The organism is Nitrospirillum pindoramense (genome assembly GCF_007827955.1).
Lineage (GTDB): Bacteria > Pseudomonadota > Alphaproteobacteria > Azospirillales > Azospirillaceae > Nitrospirillum > Nitrospirillum amazonense_B.
The window spans coordinates 334,238-356,777 of record NZ_VITR01000006.1 but is presented as its reverse complement, the minus strand read 5'-3'; the positions used below and the strand labels follow the sequence as shown (position 1 = coordinate 356,777).

The following is a 22,540-nucleotide window of genomic DNA, read 5'->3' as shown; positions in this document are numbered from 1 at the left end:
TCCCATGGTGGCGCTGTACCTCATCCGCCACGGCCAGGCCTCCTTCGGGGCGGACGATTACGACCGCCTGTCGGCGCCGGGCATCGCCCAGGGCCGGGTGGTGGGCCAGCAGCTTGCCGCCCGGTTGGGAGCGGCGGACATCATCGCCCTCAGCGGCAGCCTCAACCGGCACCGCGACACCGCCGCCGCCTGCCTTGAGGCCATGGGCCGGGGCGGGACCGCCGTGGCCGTCGACACGAACCTCAACGAGTACGACCCCGCCGACCTGGTCGCCCGCCATCGGCCGGATTTGGCCGATGCCGCCGCGCTCCGGGCGGAACTTTCCTCCGCGCCCGATCCCCGCCGCGCCTATCAGGCGCTGTTCGCCGAGGCGGTGACCCGGTGGATGGCCGGGGACCACGATGCCGACTACACCGAAAGCTGGCCCGTGTTCCGCGACCGCGTGTTGGCCGGCCTCGCGCGGGCGGCCCAGGCAGGAGGGCGGACGGGTGCCGCCGTCCTGGTCTTCACCTCCGGCGGGCCCATCATGGTGGCGGTGCAGGCGGTGCTGGGCCTGGATGCCGCCGCCGCCCGCCAGGTCCATTGGGGCCTGGTCAATGGCGGCGTTACCAAGCTGCTGGTCCCGACCCGGGCCGTGGACCGGGTGGGGCCTGGCTGGTCGCTGTCCAGCCTCAATGAGCAGGCGGGCCTGGAAGGGCCGGACGGCCTGCTGACCTATCGCTGATCCGACCTCCCCGAATCGAGGCGCCCATGACGGCCCCATCCACCCCAAATCGCACGATCCTCATCACCGGCGCCAGTTCTGGCCTGGGCCTGGGCATGGCCCGGGAATTCGCCGCCCTCGGCCGGGACTTGGCGCTCTGCGCCCGCCGCACCGACCGGCTGGAGGCCTTGCGGCGGGACCTGCTGCAGGCGCATCCCGGCATCCGTGTCGCCATACGCCCGCTGGACGTCACCGACCACGCGGCGGTGTTTGAAACCTTCCATGCTTTCGATAGCGAAATGGGTGGATTGGACCGCATCGTCGTCAATGCCGGCATTGGCTCCGGCCGGCGCATCGGCACCGGCCATTTCGCCGAGAACCTGGCGACGGCCCAGACCAATTTCGTGGCGGCCCTGGCGCAGTGCGAGGCCGCAGTGGAGTTATTCCGGTCTCGTAATAAAGGCCACCTGGTCGTCGTCTCGTCCATGAGCGCGCTGCGCGGCCTACCCAAGCATCTGACCACCTACGCCGCCACCAAGGCGGGCCTGGCCGCCCTGGCGGAGGGCATCCGGGCCGAGCTGTTGCGCACCCCCATCCGGATCACCACCCTGTTCCCCGGCTATATCCACACCGAACTGAACGCGGGCGCCAAGCGCCTGCCCTTCGCCATCGCCGGCGATGTCGGCAGCCGCCTGCTGGTGAAGGCCATCGAGCGGGAACCGGCCACGGCCCACGTCCCCACCTGGCCCTGGGCCTATATGGCGCCGGTCCTGAAGCTGCTGCCCCTGTCGCTGGTGGCGCGGTTGGCTTAAGCGGCCTTGAACCGCCAACGGCGCCACACCAGCCAGCTGGCCAGCACCACCACTGGTGTCCAGGGGACGCCAATTTAGCGCCGTAACAGGCGCTTCAGCGGGTGGCGCAAGATCCAGCCGGCCAACAGGATCAGGGGCAGCCAGGGCAGCAGCGCCGCGATCGTGGCGATCAGTGACGCGGTGGCGCGGACCACGGTCTGGCCAAAGCCCTTGAACGCGCGGCTTATGGGGGTGAGGTCGGTGTCCCCAGCCACCGCCGCTTCACCGTTGTAGTCGATGTCAATCCGCACCATTTCCGTCTGTCGGCGCAGGTAGTCGCGCTGAGCGGTCAGGCTTTCGATTTCCCCCTGGGCGTTCGCCAGTTCCCGTTCAGCCGCCACCAGATCGGATACGGCCATAGGGGTGGGGCCGTGCATCAGTGCGGTCAGCCGGTCTCGCAGGGCAACCTTGCTTGCCAGGCGCTTGTCCGTATCCAGCACTGTCGTCGTCATGTCTTCAGTGGCGATGCTGTGCGAGGTCACACGGGCGGGCGGTGCCGTCAGGTCGGCCACCAGCGCAGCCACGTCCTGTGGAGGAATACGGACAGAGGTCCGGGCCGTGATCCTGTTGGCATAGCCACGCTCCAGATTGCTTTCCAAGACGAGGCAGCCCAGCTTAGCGCATGTCGCCAGGTTGCGGTTCTGTACCGCTTCAACCGCGTTGGCCGGCAGGCCAAGGCTGTAGGACTGCGTGACGGCGAGATATTTGCCTTGATCCTGCTCTCCCCGCCTGGCTCCCGTCACGACGATCTGTTCGGTACCGGCCTTGTCCGCGACGGGTGCCCGCGCAGCAATAAGCGGTGGAGGCGGCGGTGCCGGCACGCCGGTGGACATCTCGTTGTCACACCCCGCCAATGCCATCAGCGCCACCGCCGTAAGCACCAGCCCCCATCCCGTCCGTCCCATGTCCCCGCCCCATGATGTCGCCGCCCGGCAATGCGGCGTTAATACGAAACGGTATCCAGCCACTCGGCTGAATACAACCAGGAATGCCCAGGGACGCCGGGAAACAAACGATGGTGTGCCGGGTCAAATCCTGTCCATTTGGTCATGTTTTTGCGGTGTGGCGGCCAGCGCCATTGACAGGGCGGGGGCGGCCCGCCATCAACGGTGCGCGATACTGCGGGTGCGAAACCGAGGGGCAGCTGGTGGTGAAGCGGATGACCTTGCCGGGCTTGGCCACGGCGGTGGCGATGGGCTTGTGCCTGTTGGGGGCAAGTGTGGCCTGGGCGGCCAAGCCGGCCGGTACCGTGGCCTCCGTGGCGGAGCCGGCACCCTTCCTGGTGGTCAGCGACCTGCATTTCAATCCCTTGGATGACGCCAGCTTGGCCGCCCGGCTGGACGCGGCACCCGCAAAGGAGTGGCCGGCCATCCTGGACAGCGCCGCCGGGCGGCGCCTGTCCCCCTTCGGCCGGGACAGCAACTGGTTCCTGCTCCGCTCCGCCTTCGCGGCCATGCGACAGGCCCAGCGGCATCCCGCCTACATCCTGCACACCGGCGACATGCTGGCCCACGACTTCCGCGACACGTTCGAGGAGACCTTGCCGGCGCACAAGGGGGATGACGCGGCCTACCGCGCCTTCACCTTGAAGACGGTGACGGTGCTGCTGGAAGCCCTGCGGCAGACCTTCCCGGGCGTCCCGGTGCTGACGGCGCTCGGCAACAACGACAGCTATTGCGGCGACTATGCCGTGGCGCCCAACGGTCCGTTCCTGGCGGACACCCTGCCGCTGCTGACCCAGGGCTTCGGTCCCGGCCTGGGGGAGGGGGCGGATGCGGCGGCCATAGACCGAGACTGGCGCCTGGCCGGCAACTACGTCATCCGCCATCCGACCTTGAAGGGCGTGCGCATCGTGTCCTTCGACACGGTGCCCCTGGCCCGCAAGTACAAGAACAGCTGCGGGCGCCCCGGTGACACGCCGCAGGACACCACGCTGGCCTGGCTGCACCAGGCGCTGGCCGACGCCAAGGCGGCCGGCGACAGCGTCTGGCTGATCACCCATGTCGTGCCGGGCATCGACAGCTATGCCACCGCCAGCGCCTGGGCCAAGGCGGGCAAGGAGGCGGCCACCGCCGGCCAGCCGGCGCCCTCCTGCACCGCGCCGGTCGAACTGTTCGCCCCCGGCATGGAGGCGCGGTTCGAGGCGGAGCTGGCGCCCTACCATGACATCGTGAAGGTGCTGTTCGCCGGCCATGTCCATATGGACGATTTGCGCCTGATGGGTCCCCCCGGTGCCGGGGTTCCTGTGCTGGTGACGCCGGCCGTCAGCCCGGTCTACCAGCAAAGCCCGGCGTTCAAGCTGGGGGTGGCGGCGGCCGATGGCTCGGTCGCCCACCTGACCACCTACTACCTGGCCAATCTGGTCGATGGGCCCAGCCTGCGCACCGCCCGCTGGCTGCCCGAGTACGATACGGCCCGGGTTTGGGGGGCGCCGGCCCTGACGCCCCAGGCGTTGCGCGCCATCATCGCGCATATCCGCGACAGCGGGCCGGCCAGGGCGCGCTATCGCGCCATCTACAGTGTCGCCCGGCCAGATGCCTCCGCCATGACGCCGGATAATCAGCCGCTGTATCTGTGCGCCCTGGACCAGACCCTGGTCGATGGCTACACCCGCTGCGCTTGTCCCCAGCCCTGAAGGAGCCCGCCCGCATGTCCGTTCGCGCCCCGTCCCTCCGGGGCCTGCCCCTCCGCGTTCTGGCCGCCCTCAGCCTGGCCACGCTGGCCGGTTGCGCCCATCAGGCGCCCCTGGCGCCGATAGCGCCGGCGCCCGGCCTGCCCAACCTGGGTGTGGTGAAGACCCAACTGGTGGCCTATCACGACAGCGGCGCCTATGACCGCGACCTGGCCCGCGTGGCGGGCGAGGCCGCCGCCTGGATCAAGGCGCGTGCCGCCACCTTGCCGGCCGGCGCCCGTCCCGCCCTGGTGCTGGATATTGACGAGACATCGCTCAGCAACTGGCCGCAATTGCGGATCAACGACTTCGGCTACATCACCGCCGGCGGCTGCGACCTCGATCGGGGGCCGTGCGCCGCCCCGGTCTGGGAGATGATGGGCCGGGCCGCTGTCATCGCGCCGACGTTGGAGGTCTACCGTCAGGCGCGGGCCGCCGGCGTCGCCGTCTTTTTCATCACCGGCCGGCCGGAGACGGAGCGCGAGGCCACCGCCCGCAACCTGACGGCCGCAGGCTATGAGGGCTGGGCCGGCCTGGTGCTGCGGACACCTGGGACCCACAATCCATCGGCGGCGGACTACAAGGCGGCGGAGCGGGCGCGTATCGAGGCCCAGGGCTACACCATCATCGCCAACATGGGCGATCAGGACAGCGACCTGGTCGGCGGCCATGCCGAGCGTGGCTTCAAGCTGCCCAACCCCTTCTATTTCATCCCCTAAGCCGTCCTAACCCCTTAGGACGCCCCGCCAATCTTGCAATTAAGCCGTACTGCCCGCATCCTCGGCGCCGGCCCCGCGCCGCTGCGGGGGATGGCCTTGGGGGGCAGGGGAATGAGCGGGGAGATTGAGGCGGCCGGCGGCCTGGCGGAAGCCAGCTTGGTCGCCAGGGCGATCGAGGGTGAGCGGCATCAGGCCGCCGTCACCCATGAGGATGGCCACCACCGGTGCGCCAATTGCGGCACGCATCTGACCGGGGCCTACTGCCACGCCTGCGGCCAGCCGGGGCATGTCCACCGGTCCATGCTGCACATCGTGGAGGAGTTCTTCCACGGCATCCTGCATTTCGACAGCAAGGTGTGGCGCACCTTCCCCATGCTGGCCTTCCGCCCCGGCAGCCTGACGCGGCGCTATGTCCATGGGCATCGCGTGCGCTACGTCTCGCCCTTGGCGCTGTTCCTGTTCTGCGTCTTCCTGATGTTCTTCTCCCTGTCCTTCGTCGATACGCCGGCGAAGTCACTGGGCGGCAACCCGCTGAAAAGCCTGGATCACCAGTCTCTGGCCGAAGGGCGGGCGGAACTGGAGTCCACCGTCGCCGACGCCAAGGGGGAACTCAAGGACGCGGAAAACGATCTGGCGGAGGCCCAGCGTGAGGGGCGCGACGTGGCCGACGCCACCGCCCTGCGGGACAAGCGCCGGCAGGAACTGAAGGTGGCGGAGGCCATGCTGAAGGCTTTCGACGCGGCGGCGGCGGCCGGCCTGAAGGCCAAGGCCGCGACCGAGGCGGTGGGCGGGGAGACGAAACCGGACGCCTCAGTGGTCAAGACGCCGGCCGTCACCGATGAGGAACCCGCCACCACCGATGAACCGGCCTGGGCCCGCTCCGCCAAGCAACTGGCCGATTCCAAGCAGCTGTTCGACGTGGACCTCGGCATGCCCAAGCTGGAGGAGCATGTCCGCCACGCCCTGCGCAATCCCGAACTGACGCTCTACAAGATGAAGGAATCTGCCTCCAAGCTGTCCTTCCTGCTGGTGCCGCTGTCGGTGCCCTTCATCTGGCTGATGTTCCTGTTCAAGCGCGGCGTCTTTCTCTACGACCATGTGGTCTTCGCCCTGCACTCCCTCTCCTTTATGGCGGTGCTGACGGCGGTCGCGGCGCTGGGGTCGCGGGCCGGGCTGGGGGCGGATGCCATCGGCGTCCTGATGTGCTTCGTTCCCCCCATCCATATGTACGCCCACCTCAAGGGCGCCTACCGGCTGGGCACGTTCGGCGCCCTGTGGCGCACCATCGGCCTGTTGTGGGTGGCCATGCTGGCGCTGACCTTCTACCTGATCTTCATCGTTTCCATGGGCCTGGTGGAGTAGGGGATGGCGGAATCGCGGCCCGCCGCTATTCCAGGCTTTCCGTCAGGCTGGCGGCCAGGGCGCGGGTGGGTGCCGTGGCATCGGGGTTGGGCAGGGCCAGCACCCGCCGCCCCTGCCTGGTGTAGGCCATGGCCGCCTGGATCTGCGGGTCGTTGCGGAACAGCGCCATGAACGAGCCGTCGGCATAGGCCTCATACAGGCCGTCCAGCAGCATGTCGGCCAGGCGGTCGTTATGCTTGGCCACGAAGAAGTAGAGATAGAAGTCGCGGTAGAACAGGGCGACATCGCGAGCCACCGTCACCGGCACGCCGGCCGCTTGCGCCCGCTCCACCTCCGGCTCGATATCCAGGCTGCTGCGGGGCACGGCGTCCGCGGCGCCATCGGCGACGTCGGCGTACGGGTTGCCGGCCGTCTCGCGCACGGTTTGGCCGGCGGCGCGCAGCAGGCGGGCTTCCGGCCACCCGGTTCCCTGCGCCAGGGCCAGGGGCTGGCCGTCCTGCAGCTTGGCTTGGCCGGCCTCACCCACCGCCAGCAGGCGATATCCCATCAGTCCCCGGTCCAGCGGCACCCGCACCGGCTGGAAATGGGCCTCCAGCGCCGGCGCCGTGGGCAGCCAATAGACATCCACCACGCCGTTGTCCGGCTGCTCCAGCAGGCGCAGCACCCGGGCGGTGGGCAGGGGGTGGTCGTCGATCTTCAGCACATAGGGCCGGCCGCTCTTGGCCAGCGCCAGCTTCAACACCTTCAGCACATAGGCGGAGGCCGTGCCCTGGTTCAAGGCATGCACCACCAGCGGCGCCGGCGCGGGGGGCGCGGCCGCCGGCGCGGCCAGGCCGCCCATGTCGACGGGGTCGTCGTTGCGACCCGCGGCGAGGGCCGGCGCCGCCATCAGGCAGAGCGCCAGCCAAAGGGCGCATAAACGGGGAACAGGGGGCAGGGGCATGGCGCAAACACATCCTGCGGCCGCCTTCTGCCAAAGGGGCCGTTCTCGCTTGGTGGTGGCGGGCCCTGCCGGCGGATTTCCCGCTTGGGGCCCTTGTTGGGACCGACCTTATCGGCGGCCTTCTCCCTCGGCGACCGCTGATCCTTCGGACCAGGGTTGCCTGTCGGCCGCAAGACTATGCCAACAAGGGTTAGCCGGTCGTTAACGCTTGCGGCCTAGGCCGCGAAGCGCTTGGCCGCTTGAGTGCGATGAATCGACTTTTGCGGGTGCGGCATTTACGCACGCCAACGCCACGGCAGGACCGGCCTGAGGAGGAGAAAGGGGAGATAATATAATACTATCAAAGATTTATATCATGGCGTGCCAGGGCCTTAATGAGTTGGAGATTAACTCCTCCTTAACCGGAAAGGTTGAATGAGGGATGATGATGGTATGGCCCCTCCACGGGCATCCATGGCCAACCCCATCCCGAATCCAGAACCATCCAGGAAAGGAAGAAATCATGACTGCCTGGCGCAACCTTTCCATCCGCTTCAAAATCCTGACGGTTTTTCTGGTGGTGTTTCTGACGACGCTGGGCTTGGGCCTGTTCGGTCTCGGCCGGACGGCGGCGGTGAGCAATACCGCCGCTGACATGCGCGACAACTGGCTGCCTTCCACAGCGGCCTTGGGCCGGCTGGGGGTGGCGGTGACCGACGCTCGCGCGGTGGAGGGGCGCCTGGTCATCGCCGCCGCCGCCAACGATGCCGCGTTGCTGAAGGCAGCGGAGGCTCAGTACGCCGACGCGGTGGGCCAGGCGGACAAGGCCCGGGCCGATTACCAGCCGCTGGTCACCCTGGGCACGGATGACGAACGCCTGATGAAGGCCTTCGACGACATGTGGGCCCAGTACAAGGCGGTGGCCGCCCAGGTGGATGACCTGGCCCGCAAGGGGGAGGCGACAAAAGCCCTGCCCCTGTTCCTGGGCGATGAACTCAAGGTCTTCAAGGCCGCGCAGGAAAGCGTCCTGGCCGATACCGACTTCAACCGGGTGGAAGGCAAGAAGGCCGCCGATCGCGGCGCCGCCCTGTACGCCACCGCCCTTTGGATGACCTGGGCGGCCATCGCCGCCAGCGCTCTGCTGTGCGCGGGCGCCACGGTGGTGATCGTCGCCGGCGTGGTCCGGCCCATCGCCCGCACCACCGGCGTGGTCGAAACCATGGCCGCCGGCGATTTGGCGGTTGCCATCCCCAATACCGACCGGGGTGATGAGGTGGGGACACTGGCCCGCGCGCTGCGGGTGTTCCGCGACGGCATGGTCCAGGCCCGCGATCTTGCCCAGGCCCAGGAAATGGAGCGCCAGGCCAAGGAACGCCGCGCCCAGGCCCTGGAACATCTGGTCCAGGGATTCGAGGCCAAGGTGGCTCAGTTGGTCAACGCCCTGGCGGGGGCCGCCACGGAGATGGAGGCCACGGCGCAGAGCATGACCAGCACGGCGGAACAGACCAACGCCCAGTCCAGCGCCGTGGCCACCGCCGCGCAGCAGGCCTCCGCCAACGTCCAGACCGTGGCCTCCGCCACCGATGAGATGGTGGCGACCGTGCAGGAGATCGGCAGCCAGGTGGAAAAGTCCCGCACCATCGCCACCAAGGCGATCCAGGAGGCGACAGAGACCAGCGGCACCGCGCGCCGCCTGGCCGACAGCGCCCACCGGATCGGCGAGATCGTGCAACTCATCAGCGACATCGCCGGCCAGACCAACTTGCTGGCCCTCAATGCCACCATCGAGGCGGCGCGGGCGGGTGAGGCGGGCAAGGGCTTCGCCGTCGTGGCCAGCGAGGTGAAAAGCCTGGCCAACCAGACCGCCAAGGCGACGGGCGATATCGAAAGCCAGATTGGCGAAATCCAGGGCCTGACAACCCAGGCCGTGGCCGCCATCGAAAGCGTCAGCCGCACCATCAACCAGATGTCGGACATCGCCATGGCCATCGCCTCCGCCATCGAGGAACAGTCGGCCACCACCTCGGAAATCGCCCGCAGCGTGAATGAGGCCGCCAAGGGGACCGAGGATGTGTCCCGCAACATCACGGGCGTGCATCAGGCAGCGGTGGCGACCGGCGCCGCCGCTGGTCAGTTGCAAGAGTCCGCCCGCGACGTGTCGCATCAGGCGGAGGACCTGAACGCCGAGGTTTCGCGTTTCATCACCGGCGTCAAGGCGGCCTAGGAACATCTGTTTCGCTCTGGTGTGGCGCCCCGGGATAACCCGGCCCCGGGGCGGCCCCTTGCCGGACGTAGCCGCCCTGAAGGCCCGTTCATCGCGGCTTTAATGAACGGGAGGGTCTTCTGCTATGGAATTTTAATGCCCGCCTGGCGGCTCAATGGGGGCCTGAACGACCCTTGCCGGATAGGCCGCCATGTTGGGCTTCAACACCCTGATCGACCTCGTCACCCACGCCACGGCCCAGCGGACCGTGCCACCCGAAGCATCCGCCCCCCGGGCCGCCGATTGGTCCTTCGCCACGCCCGCCCACCTGCCGGCCGGCGGTTCCGTCATCGTCGACCTTGCCGCCGGCCGGGTGTGGATCAGCGATCCCCGCCGCGCGGGTGACTTCCCCCTGGCGCATGTGACGGTCCAGTCCGTCCGTCCCGCCGACATCGCCCGGCCGGAGGCGCTGGCCCAGATCGTGGTATGGGCGGGCGAGCCCGTGCCCTGGCGCTATCGCATCCCCTGCGCCTCGTGGCGGCAGGCCCGCACGGTGGCCGCCGAATTGGCCATCGTGCTGGACGGCGCGGCGGCGGCCCGGGATCGCTGCCTCAGCTACTGACCCACGCACGGGACGGTCGGGGCGGTGGGCGGCAGGCCCCGGCCCGGGATAGGTCGCCGGTCGAGAGCCCCGGCGGCCTATCCCCTTTGTGCGACGCAAAACCTTCTTCGCACTTGCGGGAGCGGTTGGCTATACTCCCACCCCGCGGGGTTATTCCGTCGTCCTGGCAGTGGGACGGGAAGGATTGGAGAGGGACAGCCGATGGCTTCTACCGACGCGACCAGCCCTAAGGGCCCGTTCCGGGTGCCGGAGGGTTTCCTGGATCCCAGCAATCATTGGCCTTTCCGCCTGTGGCAGGATGGCTTGGCGTACACGATCGACGCCTGCCAGCGCACGGCCCTGGTGATGGATGTGCTGCGCCAGCGCGGCGCCCAGTACCATGAGCACATGGCCCAGACGGCCCCCACGGTGCTGAGCTTCGAGAGCGAGACCGTGCTGGACGGCGCCACCTTGCCCCGGCCGGTGAATTATTCGCTGCAACGCATCATCCCGCCGGCGGGCGTGGAACTGGACCTGAAGAAGCGCCCCTTCGTCATTGTCGACCCCCGGGCCGGCCATGGCCCCGGCATCGGCGGCTTCAAGTCGGACAGCGAGATCGGCGTGGCCTTGGGCGCCGGCCATCCCTGCTATTTCATCGGCTTCCTGCCGCGGCCCATCCCGGGCCAGACGGTGGAGGATGTGATCGCGGCCGAGGCCGCCTGCCTGGAAAAGGTCATCGAGCTGCACCCGGAGGCCGAGGGCAAGCCGGTGGTCATCGGCAACTGCCAGGCCGGTTGGCAGCTGATGATGACGGCCGCCATCCGCCCCGACCTGTTCGGCCCCATCATCATCGCCGGCACGCCCTTGTCCTTCTGGGCCGGTCAGCGGGGGAAGGACCCCATGCGCTACAGCGGCGGGCTGCTGGGCGGCAGCTGGCTGACCGCGCTTGCCAGCGATCTGGGCGCCGGCCTGTTCGATGGCGCCTGGCTGGTGCAGAACTTCGAGAACCTGAACCCAGCCAACACCCTGGTCGGCAAGCAGTACGCCCTGTGGGACAAGGTGGACACCGAGGCGCCGCGCTATCTGGGCTTCGAGAAGTGGTGGAACGGCCACGTCCTGCTGAACGGCGATGAAATCCAGTACATCGTCGACAAGCTGTTCGTCGGCAACCGCCTGGCCACCGCCGACATCGTCACCAAGGATGGCGTGCGCGTGGACCTGCGGGCCATCCGCTCGCCCATCATCGTCTTCTGCTCCAAGGGCGACAACATCTCGCCGCCACCGCAGGCCCTAGGCTGGATCTGCGACCTGTATGAAAGCGTGGACGACATCCGCTGCCACGGCCAGACCATCGTCTATGCCGTACACGAGAGCGTGGGCCACCTGGGCATCTTCGTTTCCGCCGCCGTGGCGCGGAAAGAGCATCGCGAGTTCGCGTCCAACATCGATTTCATCGACGTGCTGCCCCCCGGCCTGTATGAGGCGCAAATCCTGCCGGCCGAGGCCGCCCCCTCCGGCAAATCGGGGCAGGAGGGTGATCCCAACGTCCTGCGCTTCGCCGCGCGCAACATCAATGACGTGGCGGCGCACGTGCAGCCGCTGCCGGACGATGAACGCCGTTTCGCCACCGTGGCCCGCCTGTCGCGGGTGACCCTGGGGTTGTACCGGGACTTCATGCAGCCCTGGGTGCGGCAGCTGGTGGGCGAAACCACGGCGGAGGCGCTGCGCAACCTGCACCCCCTGCGCCTCAGCTACGAGCTGTTCTCCGACACCAACCCCTGGCTGAACGGCGTGCCGGCCCTGGCCGCCGCCGCCCGGCGCGACCGCCGCGCGGTGGGGGAGGAAAATATGTGGCGCCGCATGGAACAGCAACTGGCGCACCACATGGAAACGGCGCTGGACGTCTATCGTGACCGCCGCGACGCGACGGCGGAGGCGCTGTTCATGGGCATCTATGGCCACCCCCTGACCCAGGCGTTGTTCGGGTTGGACGCGGACGACGCCCCGCCGCGCAGCCACCCGGGCGAAACGCCGGAACACCGCCGCTTCCTGGCGGAGCAGGGCGCGGAACTGCGCCGCCGCCTGCATGTCGGCGGCCTGCGTGAGGCCGGCTTGCGCGCCCTGCTGCATGTGGCCCTGGCCGAGCGCATGGCCGATGCCCGGGGCTTCAACGCCCTGCGCGGCTTGCGCGACACCCACGGCCGCGGGCTGGAGCTGGCGGAGTTCAAGCAACTGGTGCGGGACCAGTTCCTGATGTTGCTGCTGGACCCGGCCGCCGCCCTGGAAACCCTGCCGGAACTGCTGGCCGGTGCCACGGCGGAGGAGATCCACCAGCTGTCGGACACCCTGGTGGCGGTGGCCAATGCCGCCGGTCCGCTGGACACGCGTGGCCAGGAACGGCTGGACAGCATCGTGGCCCTGTTCCGCGATGTCGCGGCCAAGAAGGCGCCCGGCGGCGCCGTGTCCCAGCCAAAGCCCGCCCCGGAGGAGGCGCCGAAGCCGGCCACGGCCAAGGTGCGCCGCGCCAAGGCGGCCCCCACCCCCAGCGAGCCACCGCCGGCCGAGACGTCGGTTATCAGCGAAGCCCCCACCAGCCCGCCGGTGGACGGGACGGCGGAACCCGAGCCCGGCCCCGTCGCCACCGCACCCGTCACCGTCTCCCCCGTTGCCACTGGCCCCGTTGCCACTTCCCCGGCGAGCGTACCCAAGCGTGCGCCCGCCCCCCGTCGCGCCACGGTGCCGCGCCGGTAAGGAAGGGCGACGCTTTCCGCCGTTGGTTCCACGCTGCGCTGGCAAATCCCTTTGGCCGGGAACATGGCCTTTGTCTAAACTATCCCCCGGGGACGGCGGCTATCGCCGGTATGGCTTGGTCGGGGGGTAAAAAAAGATGCGGTGGTGGAGAGTGGCGGCGGTGTCCATCCTGTGGATGGGCGGGGCCGTCAGTGGCGTCCATGCGGCGGACAAGCCGGTGGTGGCCCCGGCGGAGCCATGGGTGAAGACTGTCACGGCGCCGGAAACCTTGGCGGGTGGCAGCCCATCCGCCGCCACGCAAACCTTGCTGACTGATCTGCAGTTGCACCAGGCGGCGGATGGCCGGTCCTTCTATACGCACAAGGTTGTGCGGGTGCAGACGCCGCAGGGGCTGGGTCCCCTGGGGTCGCTGCTCATGAGCTGGAATCCGGACATCGACGTCCTGACGCTGCACCAGTTTCAGATACGGCGCGGCACCCAGCGAATCGATCTGCTGCCCGGCGCGCAGCCCTTCACCGTCCTGCGGCGGGAACGTAATCTTGAGGCGGCGGCGCTGGACGGAACCTTGACCGTCACCTTGCAGCCCCCGGGGCTACAGGTCGGCGACGTCCTGGAATACGCGTATACCTTAAAGCAGAACGATCCGGTGTTGCAGGGCAACGTCAGCGACGTGTTCGGCCAGGATTGGTCCGCGCCCACGGCCCGCGTCTTTGTGCGGGCCACTTGGCCGCAGTCTCGGCCCTTGCGCTGGCGCCTCACGGAAGGTTGGGACAAGCCGAAGACGGGACCGGGCGAATTCAGCATCGACATGCAGAATGCGCCCGAAATCCATGGGCCAAAAGGCGCGCCCTCCCGCTTCTTCGATTTTCGCCAGTTGGAGATCAGCTCGTACTCCAGTTGGGCGGACGTCGCCGCGCTGATGGAACCGCTGTACACCAGGGCATCGGTGCTGGCGCCGGATTCGCCCTTGAACGCCGAGGTGGCGCACATTCGCGCCGCGTCGTCCGATCCCAAGCTGCGTGCCGCCCTGGCCCTTGCCTTGGTCGAGGATCAGGTGCGCTATCTGTTTCTGGGCATGAACAGCGGCGCCCTGGTTCCGGCAATGGCCGACCAGACCTGGACGCGCCGCTTTGGTGACTGCAAGGCGAAGACGGCCCTGCTGCTGGCCTTGTTACACGCGCTGGATATCCAGGCGGAGCCGGCCCTGGTCAGCACCGATGATGGCGACGGCCTGGACGCTCGCCTGCCCATGCTTGATCTGTTCGACCACGTGATGGTCCGCGCCCATATCGAGGGCCACGTTTATTGGCTGGATGGCACGCGGGAAGGGGACGCCGGTCGCGATCTGGATCGCCTGCCCGTGCCGTATTTCCATTGGGCTCTGCCGTTGCTGCCCCAGGGGGCGGCCCTTGTGCCCCTGGTGCCGCCAACGCCGGACGAGCCGACATCGTGGACCACGTTGCGCATCGATGCCTCAGATGGCGCCTTCCTGCCCGCGCGTGTCCATGCCGAACGGGTCATGACGGGCGACGACGCTTTGAAGATGAAACTGGATCTGGACGACCTGTCCGCCGAGGCGCGCGATCGCAAGCTCCGGGAGTATTGGACCAAGCGTTTCAGCGGCCTGGACGCCAAGACGGTCAGCACCCACTTCGACATCCCGTCAGGTCGCGAGGTCATGGTGGTGGACGGCGAGCAAATCCTGGAATGGAAGCCTGCCGGCTCCGGTGCCCAGCGCGTGGTGCTGCACCAGGGCGAGTTGGGCTGGAAGCCGGACGTCAAACGCGATCCAGGCCTCGGTCAGGATGCGCCCTATGACAGTGATTTCCCCTACTATGGCCGCACCTTGACCACCCTCATCCTGCCGCCCGAGGCCACGGGTCTTAAAACGGAAGGAAGGGAGGTCGATCTGACCCTGATGGGAACCACCCTGCACCGCCAGATCAAGCTGGACCGCAACGTCCTGACCCTGGACGTCGTCACCCGCATCCTGGCGCCCGAATTTTCCGCCCCGGCCGAGACTGTCATCGCCGAGGCTGCGCAGATCAGGGCCCTATCACAGGAGACGGTGACCCTGGTCTTGCCTGCGGACTATCGCGGCACGGAAAAGGAACGCGCCTTCATCCTGGCCAAGACTCCGGCCACGGCCGAGGAATTCGTGTTCCGGGCGTCCCTGCTGACGCAGAAGGGCGATATCGCGGGCGCGTTGGATGCCGCTGACAAGGCCATTGCGCTCAAACCGGACTTGGCAACGGGATATGCGATCCGCGGTTATCTGCGCCTGTCTCAAAGCAAGCAAAAGGAGGCGCTGGCGGATTTCGCCAAGGCGCTGACCCTTGATCCCGCCAGCGTGCCGGCCTTGAACGGTACCGCGATGGTTGCCTTGAGCCAGGAGCGCTATGACGACGTGGTACTGCTGACCACCAGGATTTTACAGTTGGCCCCGGCCGACAGCCTGGCGCTGGAAAGCCGCATGGGCGCCTACCGTAATCAGGGGAAGGAGACAGAGGCGTTCGCCGACGCCACGGAGCTCAAACGCCTCGATCCCCAGCACCTGGTGGCCTTGCAAACCCGTGCAGAGGTCTTTCGCCGGCGTGGCCAACTGGATGCGGCCTTGGCGGAGGCCGATGAGGTCGTCAAGCTGCGACCGGCGGTACCCGAGGCCCTGATATTTAAGGCGTATATTCTGGGAGGCATGGGCAAGCGGGCCGACGCGCGAGCGTTGCTGGACCAAGCGATCGCCCTCAAGCCCACCTCTCTGGCCTATGCCCGGCGCGCCTATACCTGGGACCACACCGACTATGCGCACCAGATCGCCGACCTGAAGGCCGCGTTGGCCGCCGATAAGGACAGCCCCGATCATCAGGATATCCTTGTCGCCCTAGGCGAGAGCCAAGGGCTGTCCGGAGATCTGCCGGCGGCGGAAAAGACGCTGGCCCAGGCTATAAATCGTGACAAGGACAAGTCCGGCATGATGGCCTTGCTGGCGCGGGGGAAACTGTATGCCCGGCTTCACCGGACCCAGGAGGCGCAGGCGGATTTCGCAAAGGCGCGGGATATCGCCGGCGACGATCCGTCTCGTCTGAACGAGGTGTGCTGGGCCCGTGCAACCGCCAATTTCGAACTGGACGCCGCCTTGGCCGATTGCGATAGCGCACTGAAGGTGCGGCCCGAGGCATGGCACATCAAGGACAGCCGGGCGTTCGTTCTGTTGCGCTTGGGCCGTTTTGACGAGTCGATCGCGGAGTATGACGCGACCTTGCGCGCCCGTCCGACCGTTGGCCCGTCTTTATATGGTCGCGGACTGGCCAAGCTGGCCAAGGGGCTGACGCAGGAGGGCCAGGCGGATCTGCAGGCGGCGCAGGTCGTATCGCCCTCCGTGGCGGAGGAATTCGAGGATTATGGCCTGAAGCCTTAGCGCGATCGCCTCAGATTGAACCGGCCCGGGGAAAATCACACGGAGGCACAAAGGCGTGAAATTATTCCGAGTTTTCAGCCTTTTCGACGAGCGTCGTCGGTATTCTGGGGCCTTGCCGAGTGGACCAACCCGGCCAGCGCGTCCAGCGCCGGTTGGCGGGTGAAGGTCGCGCGGCTGACCAGGCGGATCAGCCGCCCCGCCGCCGCACCGGCCAGGGGGCGGAAGGCCACGTCCTGACGGCCGGCGTGAACCTGGGCCGCCAGCGCCGGCACCAGCGTTGTGCCATAGCCGGCGGCCACCATGTTCAACAAGGTCTCCAGGCTGGTGGCGCGCAGGGACCAGCCGCCTGGATCGGGCCGGGCGCACGCCGCCAGGGCCTGGTCCCGCAGGCAATGGCCGTCGGCCAGCACCAGCAGGTCGGCCGCCAAGGCCGCCTCGTCCACCGCTTCGCCGCTGTCCGCCAGCGCGTGGCCGGGGGGCAGGGCGGCCAGGAATCCTTCCTGGAACAGCGGCCGCTCCACCAGGTCGTCGCCCGCCACGGGCGTCGCGATCAGGGCGGCGTCCAGTTGGCGGCGGCGCAGCCGTTCCACCACCGCGTCGGTGGTGTCCTCCCATAATTCCAGGGTCAGGGCCGGACAGCGCTGGCGCAGGGGTGCGAAGATCCGGGGCATCAGATAGGGCCCCAGGGTGGGGATGACGCCCAGGGTCAGGGGCCCGGCCAGGGGGTCGCGGGCGCCCGCCAGCGCCACGATGGCGTCCGCCTCCGCCACCGCGCGGGCGGCATGGACCAGCACCTCCTCACCCAAGGGGGTCGGCGCCACCCATTTGTTGGTGCGCTCGAACAACGGGGCGCCCAGCCGCGCCTCCAGCTTGGCCACTTGGCTGCTCAATGTCGGCTGGCTGACGTGGCAGGCGGCGGCGGCCCGGCCGAAATGACGGTGCTGGGCCACCGCCAGCAGATATCGCAGATCACGCAGGTTCATGGGGCGCCCTTCGCCTCGTGTGATAGGCATGTTGATATATGTGACCTATCGTCACGATTTGAACAATCGATTTTACCAATGGGCGCGAACGGCCTAGCTTTGCGGTGTCGGGCGCCGCGGGCGCCCTAGCCAATGAGACGACGAGGGACCTTAGCCATGACCCAGCAGCCGCCCCGCATGACCACCACGGCCGGCGCCCCCATCGCCGACAACCAGAACAGCCTGACCGCCGGCCCGCGTGGTCCCGTCCTGATGCAGGACTATCAGCTGATGGAAAAGCTGGCGCACCAGAACCGCGAGCGCATTCCGGAGCGCGTGGTGCATGCCAAGGGCTGGGGTGCCTTCGGCACCCTCACCGTGACCCACGACATCACCCGCTATACCCGGGCCAAGCTGTTCGGCGCCGTGGGCAAGAAAACCGACCTGCTGATCCGCTTCTCCACCGTCGCCGGTGAACTGGGTGCCGCAGATGCCGAGCGCGACGTGCGCGGCTTCGCCGTCAAGTTCTACACCGAGGAAGGCAACTGGGACGTGGTGGGCAATAACACGCCCGTGTTCTTCATCCGCGACCCGCTGAAGTTCCCCGACTTCATCCACACCCAGAAGCGTCACCCCCGCACCAACCTGCGCAGCCCCACGGCCATGTGGGACTTCTGGTCCCTGTCGCCGGAAAGCCTGCACCAGGTCACCATCCTGATGTCGGACCGGGGCCTGCCGCCAAGCCCGCGCTTCATGAACGGCTACGGCAGCCATACCTACAGCTTCTGGAACGACCAGGGCGAACGCTTCTGGGTGAAGTTCCACTTCAAGACCCAGCAGGGTCACAAGCACCTGACCAATGACGAGGCGGCCCAGGTGGTGGGCCGGTCGCGCGAAAGCTATCAGGAGGACCTGTTCGGCAGCATCGAGGCGGGTGACTTCCCGCGCTGGACCCTGCAGGTCCAGGTGATGCCCGAGGCCGACGCCGACAAGACGCCCTACAACCCCTTCGATCTGACGAAGGTGTGGCCGCACGCCGACTATCCGCTGATCGACGTCGGCGTGGTGGAGTTGAACCGCAACCCGGACAACTACTTCGCGGAAATCGAGCAAGCGGCGTTCAGCCCGTCGAACGTGGTGCCCGGCATCGGCCACAGCCCGGACAAGATGCTGCAGGCCCGCATCTTCTCCTACGCCGATGCCCACCGCTACCGCCTGGGCACGCATTACGAGGCGTTGCCGGTGAACCAGCCCAAGTGCCCAGTGCACCACTACCACAAGGACGGGGCCATGCGCTTCTTCCGCAACGACACCGGCAACCCCGACGCCTATTACGAGCCCAACAGCCTGGGTGGCCCGGCCCAGGACCCCAGCGTCGCCGAACCGCCCCTGCGCCTGTCGGGTGATGTCGCCCGCCATGACCACCGTGAGGGCAATGACGACTACAGCCAGCCCCGCGCCCTGTTCACCCTGATGGACCAGGGCCAGAAAAGCCGGCTGTTCGCCAACATCGCCGCCGCCATGCAGGGGGTGCCCCACGCCATCGTGGAGCGTCAGCTGGGCCACTTCGCCCAGGTCCACCCCGATTACGCCGAGGGCGTGCGGCGGGCCCTGGCCCAGGCGACCGATGCCGCCCGCCCGGAAACCGCCGTCCCGTGACCGGACATCCTATGATTTAACCGTCCCCCACCCTGGAGCCCGTCCCCCAAACCGGCCCTTCCCCGTACGTCCCCTTACCGGGAACCGGCCTTGGCACCAGGGAGCCTGGTGACCGGGTGTGCCCTGAAAGCCACCCGGTCACCTTTTTCTTTAACCAAACCGCACTTTTAGATTGTGAGTTGATGGGCTGCCGGCTTAGCCTCCAGCCCATCACAACAAATGGTCATATTCCGATGCGCCTCGTCCCCCAATTTAGCCAGCAAACCGCTGTGCCGGTTGGGGCGGGGCTTTGTCTGTTTATGGCAGGGGTATTGGGGGACAACGGCTAAACGCCGCCACCAACGCACCCGATAACAGGCCCCGCGAGCACCGCCCGCGGGGCTTTTTTGTATTTCCGACTCCCCAATCCCGCCCGATGCCATCGTCCGTCCCCCACCGTCCGTTCTTGGGGGGCGATGGACTCACCGCCTGGTGTTTCCAGTGTGGCGCGGGAACGACCTTTTAAAATTGGGATGGTTCTCATGGACCTCGACACGCTGATCACCATCGCGCCCAACCTGTTCCTGCCGGCCGCCTTCGCTGGCGTCTTCCTCAAGGCCATGCTGCTGGGCCTGGGCGTGGCCGCCCCGGTGGGGCCGATGGCTTTCCTGTGCATGCGGCGCACCCTGGCCGGCGGCTGGCGCCTGGGCCTGGCCACCGGGGCGGGCATCGCCAGCGGCGACGGGGTCTACGCCGGTGTTGCCGCCCTGGGCCTGACGGAGGTGTCGGCCTTCGTGGCCGACCATGGCCGGCCCCTGCACCTGGCGGCCGGCCTGTTCCTGGTCTGGCTGGCGGTCGCCGCGCTGCGCCTGAAGCCGCCGGCGGCTGACAGCCGGCCGGTGACGACCGGCCCCCTGTCCGTGCCCCGGGCCTGGGGCTCCGCCTTCCTGCTGACCCTGACCAACCCGCCCACCATCATCGTCTTCGCCGCCATGCTCACCGCTGTCGTCCCCCCGGCCGCCCTGGCGGGCGCCGACATGGCGCGGCTGCGCATCACCACCACCGTCGCCGGCGTGGCGGCCGGATCGATGCTGTGGTGGGCCATCCTGGTCGCCGGGGTGGGAACCCTGCACGGCATGATGGCGCCCCGCCTGGCCCGCGCCCTGGACATCACCACCGGCCTGGCCTTCCTGGCGTTCGCGGGACTGGAGTTGTGGCGGGCGGTGCCGTGAGGTCAGCGTCCGCGATAGCGGGCCAGGATGTGCCGGCCCTCGGGTGACATCTTGGGCAGCACCTCCATCATGATGTCCTCCAACACCGGACTGATGGGTTGGCGCTCCTCCCGGGCATGGGCCATGGCGGCGCGCAGCGCATCGGGATCCAGCGGTGTCCGGTCGATTTCGGCCCTGACTTGGCTCATGGCGTCGGCGAAGCGTCCCTGTGCCGCCTCCAGTTGCCCCATGTGGCTCAGGATGGCGTCCCGCAGCAGGCGGCTGTCCTCCGGCGGTAATTGTTCCGCCAGCTGGCCGATGATGGTGGCCAGGGCGTTTCCGGCGGCGGAACGGGCCAGCGTCGGGGGAAGGGCCCCCAGGACCGCGCGCTGGCGCCACTGCTGCGCGCCAAGGAAGGCCAGCAGGAACAGGTTCAGGGCCAGGGACAGGATGAAAACCAAGCGCAGCATAGGTGACCGCATCGGAGCAAGCCTTCATTGGGCGATGGACGGAGGAGGCGCTACTGAACCAGCCAGTCGCCGCCCACACCGGTCTGGGTGAACAGGGTGGACAGCGAGGTCGTGGCCGTCATCGCCGTCTCGGGCGCCGGCGTCAGCCAGGTGCCGACCAACCAGCCGGCCACCGCCATGGTGGCGAACATGGCACCGGCCGGCCGCCAGGATAGCCACCGGGTCCAAGGAAGCGCGGCGGGGACCTGACGCTGGCGGATGCGGCGCAGGCTGGCGTCGATGCCGGCCCGGATTCGGTCTGCGTCCGGCATGCCTTCCAGGTCGTCGTCCACAAGCGGCATCCGGCGGCGCAAGGCGCCTTCCCACAGGGCGCGCGCATCCGCGTCCCGGTCACGCAGGCGCCGCGCCGTCTGCCGTGTGCCTAGCGGCCAATGCTCGATGTCCGGCCCGTGGGCTGCCAGCAATTGGGCGAATTCCTCGAGGATCATGGCTCACCCCCTGTTCCAACAAGTTCCTTGCTGCCCTTGGCCAACGCCCGCTCCAGGGCGTTTCGGGCGCGATACAGCAACGACCAATAGGCGCGCAACGTCAGGCCCAGCATCGCCGATGCCTGCGGCCCCGGCATCTCCTGGTAATAGAACAGAACCAGGGCGGCGCGTTGCCTTTCCGGCAGGGTGGCCAGGGCATCCCGCACCTTCTGCCGTTCCGACCGGCGTTCCATGCGTTCGGTTACGCCTTCCGCCGGATCAGCCACGTTCAACGCCTCTTCCAGCGGGGCATGGCGGCGGGCGCGCAGCCGATCCACGCACAGCCGATAGGTGACGGTGTACAGCCAGGTCGACAGGCGGGCGCGGCCGGGCGCCCAGCGGCCCGCGTGGTTCCATACCCGCACCAGCACCTCCTGCGCCACGTCGTCGGCCTCGGCATCCGACGCCAGCAGCCGTCTGGCCAGGCGCCACGTAGTGGCGTAGTGGCGCTGACCCACCTGGCGCAGTGCCCGCTCATCACCCCTCGCGATGCGGGCCATCAGCGCGTCGTCGTCTTCCCCGCCGTCATGACACGCCGGCGCGAGGCTGCTGGGGTGCCGCTCCGTCACGGCGCGTCCCGTTGCGGAATAAGGGCATGCGCGCTCAAACTGTCGCCAGGCCGGCCGAACAGTTGGCCCAGGCGCGCGCGCAAGCCTCGCGCCCGGATCACGTCACGCCCCATGGCCACCCATTCGCGCGAGCACACCACCACCGGGTTGACGCTGGGCGTGGCATGGGCCAGCCCGTATGTCAGCGGCACCTCCGGCCGCGCGGCGGCGAAGGTGCCGAACAGCCGGTCCCAGACGATGACCACGCCGCCGTAGTTCCGGTCGAGATAGCAAGGGTTGCTGGCGTGATGCACCCGATGGTGGGCGGGGGTGTTCAACACCCATTCCAGCGGGCCCAGTGTCCCCACCGCCTCGGTATGCAGCCAGAACTGGTAGAACAGGTTCAGCGCCAGCATGGCCGCCACGGCCACCGGGTTGAAACCCAGGAAATACAGGGGCAGGTAGACCAACCATCCACCGGACAGGGTTTCCGTCGCGCCCAGGCGGAAGGCGCTGGCCAGGTGCAGGGCGGTGGGGGAATGATGGACGCTGTGCGACGCCCAAACCCAACGCACTTCATGCCCCAGACGGTGCGCCCAATAGTAGCAGAACTCCACCGCCGCGAACAGCAGGGCCAAGCCCCACCAGCGGTCCAAGGGCAGGGTGGCGGCGCGGTGCGTCCAGACGAACCAGGCGACAGCCCCCAGGATGCCGGCTGACGCCAGCTTCGCGGGAACGCGGATCAGGAAAATGGCGAGTGAGGTCGCCGTCTCCGCCCAGGGGTAGGGCCGGCGGCGATGGGCGTACCAAGCCAGTTCCGCCACCACCGCCGCCGCGACGACGGGGTAGAACTCCAAGGGAATGACACTGGCGCCACCAGGGATGGCCATGACCGGGCCTCACGCGGAAAGGGGATTTGATGCTGATACGCCGGTCAGCGCTGTTTGTATTTGGGTCGCGCGGCGAATTTTTCTGGATGGCCG

The 22,540-nt window shown here is 68.1% G+C and carries 18 protein-coding genes; 11 read left to right on the top strand and 7 right to left on the bottom strand.

Features of this window, described 5'->3' with window-relative positions:
* The first annotated feature begins 4 nt into the window (after window positions 1-4).
* Entirely contained in the window at window positions 5-724 is a 720-nt protein-coding gene (locus FBZ90_RS12480) for a histidine phosphatase family protein (protein WP_145732556.1), read from the top strand.
* 26 nt (window positions 725-750) lie between these two features.
* Window positions 751-1,515: an SDR family oxidoreductase gene (locus FBZ90_RS12475; protein WP_145732554.1), complete on the top strand. Its 765-nt coding sequence runs from the start codon at window positions 751-753 to the stop codon at window positions 1,513-1,515.
* A gap of 74 nt (window positions 1,516-1,589) precedes the next feature.
* Here FBZ90_RS12475 and FBZ90_RS12470 read toward each other — a convergent pair whose 3' ends face one another.
* Window positions 1,590-2,459: a DUF4349 domain-containing protein gene (locus FBZ90_RS12470; protein WP_145732552.1), complete on the bottom strand. Its 870-nt coding sequence runs from the start codon at window positions 2,457-2,459 to the stop codon at window positions 1,590-1,592.
* A 242-nt stretch (window positions 2,460-2,701) separates the two neighbouring features.
* Here FBZ90_RS12470 and FBZ90_RS12465 point away from each other — a divergent pair, with 242 nt between their 5' ends.
* The 3 genes from FBZ90_RS12465 (at window position 2,702) to FBZ90_RS28110 (ending at window position 6,306) form a co-directional block, all read left to right on the top strand.
* Window positions 2,702-4,189 carry a metallophosphoesterase gene (locus tag FBZ90_RS12465; RefSeq protein ID WP_186455775.1) on the top strand — a complete coding sequence of 496 codons (1,488 nt, stop codon included), beginning with the start codon at window positions 2,702-2,704 and terminating at the stop codon, window positions 4,187-4,189.
* Between the two features lie 14 nt (window positions 4,190-4,203).
* Complete coding sequence (locus FBZ90_RS12460; protein ID WP_145732548.1) at window positions 4,204-4,944, top strand: HAD family acid phosphatase; 741 nt, start codon at window positions 4,204-4,206, stop codon at window positions 4,942-4,944.
* 111 nt (window positions 4,945-5,055) lie between these two features.
* On the top strand, window positions 5,056-6,306 hold the full coding sequence (locus FBZ90_RS28110) for a DUF3667 domain-containing protein (protein WP_211102004.1): 1,251 nt from the start codon (window positions 5,056-5,058) through the stop codon (window positions 6,304-6,306).
* 25 nt (window positions 6,307-6,331) lie between these two features.
* Here FBZ90_RS28110 and FBZ90_RS12450 read toward each other — a convergent pair whose 3' ends face one another.
* On the bottom strand, window positions 6,332-7,249 hold the full coding sequence (locus FBZ90_RS12450) for a hypothetical protein (RefSeq protein WP_145732546.1): 918 nt from the start codon (window positions 7,247-7,249) through the stop codon (window positions 6,332-6,334).
* Window positions 7,250-7,751: 502 nt separating this feature from the next.
* Between FBZ90_RS12450 and FBZ90_RS12445 the strand changes: the two genes are divergently transcribed.
* From FBZ90_RS12445 to FBZ90_RS12430, 4 genes are all read left to right on the top strand, one after another.
* Entirely contained in the window at window positions 7,752-9,452 is a 1,701-nt protein-coding gene (locus FBZ90_RS12445; protein ID WP_186455774.1) for a methyl-accepting chemotaxis protein, read from the top strand.
* 190 nt (window positions 9,453-9,642) lie between these two features.
* Window positions 9,643-10,053, top strand: a complete 411-nt coding sequence (locus FBZ90_RS12440; RefSeq protein WP_145732542.1) for a hypothetical protein — start codon at window positions 9,643-9,645, stop codon at window positions 10,051-10,053.
* 201 nt (window positions 10,054-10,254) lie between these two features.
* Complete coding sequence (locus FBZ90_RS12435) at window positions 10,255-12,783, top strand: DUF3141 domain-containing protein (RefSeq protein ID WP_145732540.1); 2,529 nt, start codon at window positions 10,255-10,257, stop codon at window positions 12,781-12,783.
* A 136-nt stretch (window positions 12,784-12,919) separates the two neighbouring features.
* Window positions 12,920-16,201 carry a DUF3857 domain-containing protein gene (locus FBZ90_RS12430; RefSeq protein ID WP_145732538.1) on the top strand — a complete coding sequence of 1,094 codons (3,282 nt, stop codon included), beginning with the start codon at window positions 12,920-12,922 and terminating at the stop codon, window positions 16,199-16,201.
* Window positions 16,202-16,275: 74 nt separating this feature from the next.
* Here the strand turns inward: FBZ90_RS12430 and FBZ90_RS12425 are convergent, their stop codons facing one another.
* Complete coding sequence (locus tag FBZ90_RS12425; RefSeq protein WP_145732536.1) at window positions 16,276-17,184, bottom strand: hydrogen peroxide-inducible genes activator; 909 nt, start codon at window positions 17,182-17,184, stop codon at window positions 16,276-16,278.
* A 156-nt stretch (window positions 17,185-17,340) separates the two neighbouring features.
* Here FBZ90_RS12425 and FBZ90_RS12420 point away from each other — a divergent pair, with 156 nt between their 5' ends.
* Both FBZ90_RS12420 and FBZ90_RS12415 read left to right on the top strand, forming a co-directional pair.
* The gene (locus FBZ90_RS12420) at window positions 17,341-18,822 is read left to right on the top strand and encodes a catalase (RefSeq protein WP_145732534.1); all 1,482 of its coding nucleotides are present in this window, start codon (window positions 17,341-17,343) and stop codon (window positions 18,820-18,822) included.
* A 521-nt stretch (window positions 18,823-19,343) separates the two neighbouring features.
* A complete protein-coding gene (locus FBZ90_RS12415) occupies window positions 19,344-20,033 on the top strand; it encodes a LysE family translocator (RefSeq protein WP_186455773.1) in 690 nt (229 codons plus the stop codon).
* Window positions 20,034-20,035: 2 nt separating this feature from the next.
* On the opposite strand, the gene FBZ90_RS12410 is transcribed toward FBZ90_RS12415, so the two are convergent.
* The 4 genes from FBZ90_RS12410 to FBZ90_RS12395 are packed head-to-tail and all read right to left on the bottom strand — an operon-like array spanning window position 20,036 to window position 22,447.
* Entirely contained in the window at window positions 20,036-20,482 is a 447-nt protein-coding gene (locus FBZ90_RS12410) for a periplasmic heavy metal sensor (protein WP_186455772.1), read from the bottom strand.
* Window positions 20,483-20,532: 50 nt separating this feature from the next.
* A complete protein-coding gene (locus FBZ90_RS12405) occupies window positions 20,533-20,970 on the bottom strand; it encodes a hypothetical protein (RefSeq protein WP_145732528.1) in 438 nt (145 codons plus the stop codon).
* Window positions 20,967-21,578 carry a sigma-70 family RNA polymerase sigma factor gene (locus FBZ90_RS12400; protein WP_145732526.1) on the bottom strand — a complete coding sequence of 204 codons (612 nt, stop codon included), beginning with the start codon at window positions 21,576-21,578 and terminating at the stop codon, window positions 20,967-20,969. The genes FBZ90_RS12405 and FBZ90_RS12400 overlap by 4 nt, the downstream gene beginning before the upstream one ends.
* Window positions 21,575-22,447, bottom strand: coding sequence for a sterol desaturase family protein (locus FBZ90_RS12395; RefSeq protein WP_145732524.1), 873 nt, complete (start codon window positions 22,445-22,447; stop codon window positions 21,575-21,577). Before FBZ90_RS12395 ends, FBZ90_RS12400 begins: the two co-directional genes overlap by 4 nt.
* Window positions 22,448-22,540 lie beyond the last annotated feature (93 nt).

Bases quoted from the DNA above. Each gene is read 5' to 3' on its own strand.
- FBZ90_RS12435 (WP_145732540.1), top strand. From the start codon at position 10,255: ATGGCTTCTACCGACGCGACCAGCCCTAAGGGCCCGTTCCGGGTGCCG.
- FBZ90_RS12450 (WP_145732546.1), bottom strand. From the start codon at position 7,249: ATGCCCCTGCCCCCTGTTCCCCGTTTATGCGCCCTTTGGCTGGCGCTC.
- FBZ90_RS12405 (WP_145732528.1), bottom strand. From the start codon at position 20,970: ATGATCCTCGAGGAATTCGCCCAATTGCTGGCAGCCCACGGGCCGGAC.
- FBZ90_RS12410 (WP_186455772.1), bottom strand. From the start codon at position 20,482: ATGCTGCGCTTGGTTTTCATCCTGTCCCTGGCCCTGAACCTGTTCCTG.
- FBZ90_RS12420 (WP_145732534.1), top strand. From the start codon at position 17,341: ATGACCCAGCAGCCGCCCCGCATGACCACCACGGCCGGCGCCCCCATC.
- FBZ90_RS12440 (WP_145732542.1), top strand. From the start codon at position 9,643: ATGTTGGGCTTCAACACCCTGATCGACCTCGTCACCCACGCCACGGCC.
- FBZ90_RS12425 (WP_145732536.1), bottom strand. From the start codon at position 17,184: ATGAACCTGCGTGATCTGCGATATCTGCTGGCGGTGGCCCAGCACCGT.
- FBZ90_RS12470 (WP_145732552.1), bottom strand. From the start codon at position 2,459: ATGGGACGGACGGGATGGGGGCTGGTGCTTACGGCGGTGGCGCTGATG.
- FBZ90_RS12460 (WP_145732548.1), top strand. From the start codon at position 4,204: ATGTCCGTTCGCGCCCCGTCCCTCCGGGGCCTGCCCCTCCGCGTTCTG.
- FBZ90_RS12415 (WP_186455773.1), top strand. From the start codon at position 19,344: ATGGACCTCGACACGCTGATCACCATCGCGCCCAACCTGTTCCTGCCG.
- FBZ90_RS12480 (WP_145732556.1), top strand. From the start codon at position 5: ATGGTGGCGCTGTACCTCATCCGCCACGGCCAGGCCTCCTTCGGGGCG.
- FBZ90_RS12430 (WP_145732538.1), top strand. From the start codon at position 12,920: ATGCGGTGGTGGAGAGTGGCGGCGGTGTCCATCCTGTGGATGGGCGGG.
- FBZ90_RS28110 (WP_211102004.1), top strand. From the start codon at position 5,056: ATGAGCGGGGAGATTGAGGCGGCCGGCGGCCTGGCGGAAGCCAGCTTG.
- FBZ90_RS12395 (WP_145732524.1), bottom strand. From the start codon at position 22,447: ATGGCCATCCCTGGTGGCGCCAGTGTCATTCCCTTGGAGTTCTACCCC.
- FBZ90_RS12475 (WP_145732554.1), top strand. From the start codon at position 751: ATGACGGCCCCATCCACCCCAAATCGCACGATCCTCATCACCGGCGCC.
- FBZ90_RS12445 (WP_186455774.1), top strand. From the start codon at position 7,752: ATGACTGCCTGGCGCAACCTTTCCATCCGCTTCAAAATCCTGACGGTT.